8 protein-coding genes and 2 riboswitches are annotated in these 6,592 nt (G+C 35.7%); of the genes, 7 read left to right on the forward strand and 1 reads right to left on the reverse strand.

The features are described 5' to 3' along the window. The 6 genes from V7014_RS01850 to thiW form a co-directional block, all read left to right on the forward strand. Positions 1-117 (forward strand): zinc ribbon domain-containing protein (locus V7014_RS01850; protein ID WP_335503619.1); only part of this gene is annotated, 117 nt, incomplete at its 5' end. A gap of 137 nt (positions 118-254) precedes the next feature. After that, entirely contained in the window at positions 255-1,103 is an 849-nt protein-coding gene (locus V7014_RS01855; protein ID WP_335503546.1) for a pyridoxamine kinase, read from the forward strand. A 243-nt stretch (positions 1,104-1,346) separates the two neighbouring features. Then, positions 1,347-1,455: riboswitch (TPP riboswitch) on the forward strand. A 72-nt stretch (positions 1,456-1,527) separates the two neighbouring features. Continuing rightward, a riboswitch (TPP riboswitch) is annotated at positions 1,528-1,615 on the forward strand. Positions 1,616-1,697: 82 nt separating this feature from the next. Beyond that, on the forward strand, positions 1,698-2,444 hold the full coding sequence (locus V7014_RS01860; RefSeq protein ID WP_335503549.1) for an ABC transporter ATP-binding protein: 747 nt from the start codon (positions 1,698-1,700) through the stop codon (positions 2,442-2,444). After that, positions 2,431-3,195, forward strand: coding sequence for an ABC transporter permease (locus V7014_RS01865; protein WP_335503551.1), 765 nt, complete (start codon positions 2,431-2,433; stop codon positions 3,193-3,195). The genes V7014_RS01860 and V7014_RS01865 overlap by 14 nt, the downstream gene beginning before the upstream one ends. A gap of 17 nt (positions 3,196-3,212) precedes the next feature. Next, positions 3,213-4,217 (forward strand): ABC transporter substrate-binding protein, encoded by a 1,005-nt coding sequence (locus tag V7014_RS01870; RefSeq protein ID WP_335503552.1) that lies wholly within the window; start codon positions 3,213-3,215, stop codon positions 4,215-4,217. Positions 4,218-4,234: 17 nt separating this feature from the next. After that, positions 4,235-4,732 (forward strand): energy coupling factor transporter S component ThiW, encoded by a 498-nt coding sequence (thiW, locus tag V7014_RS01875; RefSeq protein ID WP_335503555.1) that lies wholly within the window; start codon positions 4,235-4,237, stop codon positions 4,730-4,732. A 51-nt stretch (positions 4,733-4,783) separates the two neighbouring features. Here thiW and V7014_RS01880 read toward each other — a convergent pair whose 3' ends face one another. Next, positions 4,784-5,263, reverse strand: coding sequence for a DUF5050 domain-containing protein (locus V7014_RS01880; RefSeq protein ID WP_335503621.1), 480 nt, complete (start codon positions 5,261-5,263; stop codon positions 4,784-4,786). A gap of 393 nt (positions 5,264-5,656) precedes the next feature. Here V7014_RS01880 and V7014_RS01885 point away from each other — a divergent pair, with 393 nt between their 5' ends. Beyond that, positions 5,657-6,508 (forward strand): transporter substrate-binding domain-containing protein, encoded by an 852-nt coding sequence (locus V7014_RS01885; RefSeq protein WP_335503558.1) that lies wholly within the window; start codon positions 5,657-5,659, stop codon positions 6,506-6,508. The last annotated feature ends 84 nt before the right edge of the window (positions 6,509-6,592 follow it).

Raw genomic sequence — 6,592 nt, forward strand, 5'->3', positions numbered from 1 at the left:
CGTAAGTGGGATTGCCCTTCTTGTGGCACACATCACGACAGGGATATTAACGCAGGACAAAATCTTAAAAATGAAGCGATAAGACTTCTAACCGTAGGGACTACGGGGATCGCCTAATCCATTAGAAACCGATACGTTTCTTTACTTAGGAATCCCCCACTTCAACGAAAGTGATTTTCTTTCGTAAGTGGTGGGTAGTTCAATTATGGTAATATGAATAAAGTTTAAGTTGGATAGATTTTATGGAGGTTATTATGAAAAAAGTCGCTGTAATACAGGATTTATCATCTTTTGGAAAATGTTCATTAACAGCTGCAATTCCAGTTCTTTCGGTAATGGGGGTGCAGGCATGTCCTTTACCAACTGCTATATTGTCTGCACAAACAGGTTATCCAAGTTTTTTTTGTGAAGATTTTACTTCCAAAATGCAATATTTCGAAGAGGAATGGAGTAAACTTGATGTAACCTTTGATGGAATCTACACCGGCTTCGTAACTGGCCGAGAGCAAATTGATAATATTTTTCGTTTTTTAGATAAATTTCATACAAAAGAAACCATTTTGCTTGTTGATCCGGTGATGGGGGATATAGGTGAGGCTTATAAACTTTTTACAGAAGAATTACTAGTGCGAATGAGAGAACTGGTGAAATGTGCAGATGTGATTACACCAAATGTAACGGAGTGCTGTCTATTAACCGGATTATCTTATGAAAAACTACATAGCTATGTAAATGAAAGGGATTTTATCGAAGCGTTAGAAGAAGCTGGAAAGACATTGCAGCAAGAAACTGATGCTAAGGTAATCATCACTGGTGTGAACCCACCGTCAATAGATACGGATAAGCAGTTTATCGGTAATATGTATTTGGATGGGAATAAAACCTTTTATGGCGCAATGCCGTACAATGGTAAAAGTTATTCTGGTACGGGTGATTTATTTGCCTCTGTCATAATGGGAAGTATGATGCGGGGAGAGGACCTAGAAAAATCTGTACAGCTTGCAGAAGCATTTCTAACAGCAGCCATTACTGATACCTCCTTGGAGCAAATTCCTAAAGTAGAAGGAGTTAACTTCGAAAAATTCTTGAGAATGTTATTATAAAGGTTTTGGTTTCATGATTTTTGGGAGGAATCGTGTTGTTTGGTGTAAGTATTTATATTACTCCATATTATATGACTGCTATAGCAGCCTTCTATAATCCGACCTTACAAGAATCAAAACAGGATTTCGAACAATTAGAGCCTGTAGAATAATAAATAAATGACATTATTTTATGAAAAAATAAAATTATTTGTAAATTTATCTTGCATTAAAGTAAGTTCATGTTAAGATATATAATTGTAATTAACTCACTAGGGGTGTCTCATTAGAGGCTGAGATGGAACGATTTGTTTCGAACCCTTTGAACCTGATCTAGTTCATACTAGAGGAGGGAAGGTGGTTATAGGTGGAATCATTCTGTCCAATTCACCCCAACCTTCTATTATGAAAGTTGGGGTTTTTACGTTGTTGTCATTTTATATATTTGATCTACTAGGGGCGCCATTGGCTGAGAAGAACCCTTTGAACCTGATCTAGTTCATACTAGCGGAGGGAAGTAGGAATGAAGAATTTTTTTATTTCGTTCATTACCACTTCCCATATAGGAAGTGGTTTTTTTATTAGGAAATCTAATTATGAAAGGTTGGTGTGTACATGACTCTCGTGTTAAAAAATGTTTCTTATTCTTTTAAAAACGAAAAGAAGCAAGACAATAAAGTGATTGTCAATTTGAATATGGAGATTGCAGGAGGTGAGTTTGTCTCATTAATCGGTAAAAGCGGTACAGGTAAAAGTACCATTTTAAGATTAATTACTGGTCTCTTAAAGCAGGATGAGGGTGAAATATTAATCAATGGTACTCCTATTTCACTTGGAGATGTTGGTTATATGCCTCAGCGAGATTTACTGCTACCTTGGAGAACGATCATCGACAATATCATGCTAGTTTCAGAGATTAATAAGAATATACATCTCACAAAAGAGGAAGCGAGAAGTTGGCTGGAACGTGTCGGATTACTAGCATATGAGAATGCTCTTCCAAAGCAATTATCGGGAGGGATGAGACAGAGAGTTGCCTTTTTAAGAGCTTTGTTAACAGGCAAGGATGTATTATTGCTCGATGAACCATTCGGTGCACTTGATGCATTAACGAAAAAAGAGATGCAGTCATGGTTATTATCACTGTGGCAAGAGCTAAATAAAACAGTATTATTTATTACCCATGATTTAGAGGAAGCTTGTTTTTTAAGTGACAGAATCATTTTATTACATACTAATCAAACGATTGATGAAATTCCAGTAGAGATGAAACGACCACGCAAACCTGAAATACAACATGAAGAGAGTTTCGTTACTTTAAAGAAATACGTGGAGAATAGGATTGCTTATGAAATGTATTAAACAATGGTTCAAAACATATAGCTTGTTTCTTATATTTATTTTTACACTTTTCGTTTCAATAGAATGGGCTGTCCGTATAGAACTCATTCCGTCTTTTATCATTCCTGCACCTACTGGAGTTATTACGTTAATTATTGAAAACTGGAAGCCGCTACTCTTGGAGCATCTTCCGATTACGATGCTTGAATTTATTATAGGTTTTGTAATTGCTGTTATAGGTGGAATCACTCTTGGAGTTAGTATGTTTTATTCGAAAACGATTGAAAAAATGCTCTATCCAGCCATACTTATATCGCAAATGATTCCTATCATAGCACTGTCTCCAATCTTTGTCCTTTGGTTTGGTTATACCATTTGGAGCAAAGTGGCTGTTACAATCTTAATTTCATTTTTTCCTATTGTTGTCGGTACATATGATGGGTTGAAATCAAGCAATCAAGAATATGTGGATCTATTTCGCTCAATGGGAGCAAAACGATGGCATATTTTTCAAAAATTGCATATTCCGATGGCACTGCCTTCTTTTTTCTCTGCTTTGAAGCTCGCAATCGTTTATGCATTAGTAGGTGCAACAATTGGCGAATGGCTCGGAGCAAGTGAAGGGCTTGGTTATTATAGTCGACGAATGTCGGGGAATTTGAATGCCGAAGGGGTTTTTGCAGCAATCACGATTTTGACTTTACTTGGCATATTATTATTTGCACTTGTAACAACAATTGAAAAATACGTGATCCGATGGAAAAACGAATAGATGGGGTGGAAACTGAAATGAATAAAGTAAAGATGATTGGAATATCGCTAATTATTATGAGTCTCTTGCTTTCAGGTTGTTCTAGTAAAAGTAAAGAAAAAGGCTCGGAAGGACTTGAAGAAATTAGTATTATGCTAGATTGGTATCCAAATGCAGTACATTCAGCGATTTATACTGCCCAGGAAAAAGGATACTTTAAAGATGAAGGATTGGACGTGAAAATTGAAATGCCAGCAGATACGAATGATCCGTTAAAGCTTGCTGCTACTGGCAAGGTTGATTTAGCCATCAGTTATCAATCGCAACTACTATTATCACGCTCGGAAGATATTCCAGTTGTTTCAGTCGCTGCCCTTGTAAGACATTCACTCGATGCCATCATGTACAAAAAAGAAAGCGGTATTCAATCGCCAAAAGATTTGGAAGGGAAGAATATTGGCCATCCTTCATCCTCCGTCAGTGAAGCAACTGTGGGTTCGATGGTAGATTCTGTCGGTGGTGATAAAAGTAAAGTAAAGCTAACAGATGTTGGTTGGGATTTAATGTCTAGTCTAGCGACTGATCGAGTAGATGCCATTATTGGAGGTTACATCAATCACGAGCAGGTTCTCTTGCAAAAAGAAGGTTATAAAATAGACACTTTAAACTTAACTGATTATGGGATACCGGATAACTATGAATTGATTATCGTTACTGGTGAAAAAACGCTAGCGAAGAAAAAAGATGCGATTGAAAAGTTTTGGCGAGCTGTTACGAAGGGGCAACAAACTGTTAAAAAAGATCCAAATGCAGGTTTACAAATCTTATTGGATCATGAAAACGATAGCTTTCCATTAGATAAAGAGGTAGAAAAGGAAAGCCTACAAATTTTATTACCGTTAATGGAGGATGAAAATGTTCCATTTGGCTATCAAGAAGAAGATGTATGGCAAGATACCGCTAAATGGATGCTAGATTCAGGAGTTATTAAGGAAAAAGTAGATGTAAAAAATGCGTTTGTGAATATTGTATCCAATAAATAAAGCTAGGAGTGAAGGATATGCCAAATGTAAAAAAACTTACACTGACAGCCCTTATAGCGGCATTTACTAGTGTTTCGAGTAGTTTTATTTATATTCCCCTTGGATTTGCGAAGATTTTTCCGATACAACATTTAGCTAACCTGATATCTGCTGTATTACTTGGTCCATGGTATGCCGTTATGCAAGCGTTCCTCTCTTCTACGATCAGAAATATGTTAGGAACAGGGAGTTTGTTTGCTTATCCAGGAAGTATGATTGGCGCTTTTTTTGCCGCTATCCTTTATGCTAAAACAAAGAAGGTTAGCTTGTCTGCAATGGGAGAAGTAATCGGTACTGGCATTTTGGGTGCTTTGGCAACATATCCAATCGCTGTTCTCTTATTAGGTCAAGAAGCAACGCTATTTGGTTTGATTCCAGCATTTACAATTAGTTCCTTCACAGGGGCACTAATGGGATATGGGTTATTGAAGGTTTTGATTAGAAATAAAGTGTTGCTGACAACGTCAAAGGTTTAATACATTGTAAAAACCCAATAAATTAAATTTATTGGGTTTTTAAATTTTTATCTACTTAATTGCAACTTTATGAAGTATAAAATTATAAGATTTAGGAGGCTGTACTTCTAGATAGAAACTACCATTATAATATTCAAAGCTAGAAATCCTTCCTGGTGCAGTAGCTATTTTCGTGTTGTTTTTCCCATCTAACGTTATTCTATAGATACTTTGTTTATCTGCAAAGGAATTCTCCGTGTAATAAATATATTTGGAACCAATAAATGTACTAGACATATCTAAGGAAGAAATTTGCTTAATGTTTTTTCCATCTAAAGTCATTCGAAATAAATGTCTACTATCATCTGTATCTTTTTTATGAATGACTGCATAGATAAATCCATCTTTAATTATTACGGAATCAATATTAGATATATTCTTTAATAATAGAGTTTCCGTTTTTGATCCAACAATATTAACCTTTGAAAAATATTCCTTGTGACGAATGTCATACTCGTCGTTGCTTAAGGGAACATCGTAAACAAAATAAATCCAACCTTACCTTATTAATTTCCTTTTTTGATAATAGCAGGGATATTATCCCACCTAATCTTCGGGGGAACATATAAGTATTTCGCTTTATTATATGAGCTAATGCATTAAGAGCCGATACATGTAGCAGCATTCATATCACTATTCCTATGGCATTTCTAAGAGGCTATATTTCCTTTTTCTTTTATTGTGAAATAGAGTGAATAAACGTAGTTCTAAATAATGTTTGACTATTCAGTCATTAAAACATAAAATTATTGTCAAAATATTATGTTTTTTATAATTTCATTGAATCATAACATTGCATTGTAGATTATGAAAACACTCATCTCAAATTTTTGGTTAGGAAGTAGTCTCATATGAAAGTTGAGAAGGAAGAGGGGAGAAAGAATGATGAGGAAGAAATTATCACTATTATTCGCACTGTCTTTAACGATGATGTTGTTTTTGGCAGCTTGCGGAACAAGTGAAAAAAGCTCGGGAAATGAGTCAGAAGGTAAAGATGACGAAAAGGGTACTTTTAAAGTAGGGATGGAAGCTGGTTATGCTCCGTTTAATTGGACGCAAAATGATGATTCAAACGGTGGAGTGAAAATCGATGGCAATGCAGAATATGCAGGCGGTTATGATGTAGAAATCGCTAAGAAGATTGCTGACGGTTTAGGAAAAGAATTAGTTATTGTTAAAACGGAATGGGATGGACTAGTACCAGCATTAACTTCAGGGAAAATCGATGCGATTATCGCAGGTATGTCCCCGACAAAAGATCGAAAACAAACGATTGACTTTTCAGAAAATTATTACGAATCAGACTTGGTAATGGTAGTGAAAAACGGGGGAGAATACGTAGATGCTAAATCTATTCAAGATTTTAAAGGAGCGAAAGTTACAGCTCAATTAAATACATTTCATTACTCTGTAATTGACCAAATTAAAGGTGTAACCAAAAAGCCAGCTATGGATAATTTCCCTGCAATGCGTGTTGCGCTTGAGTCAGGAATTATTGATGGATATGTTTCAGAACGACCAGAAGGTGTAAGTGCACAATCTGCGAACAAGAAATTTAAAATGATAGAGTTCGATGAAAAATTCAAAACAAGTGATGATGATACAGCTATTGCTGTAGGTGTTCAAAAAGATAGCGATTTAACTAAAAAAATCAATGAAATTCTATCAGGTATTTCGGAAGAGGATCGTATAAGTATTATGGATACTGCTATTAAGAACCAACCAGCAGCGAAATAATAAATGTATAAAACCGAGTGTATTCTGAATGCATTCGGTTTTATCCCGTTCTGACTGGCGCTAAAACTCCCACTTCAAAACGAA

This window comes from Bacillus sp. JJ722, assembly GCF_036963345.1.
Lineage (GTDB): Bacteria > Bacillota > Bacilli > Bacillales > DSM-1321 > Bacillus_AD.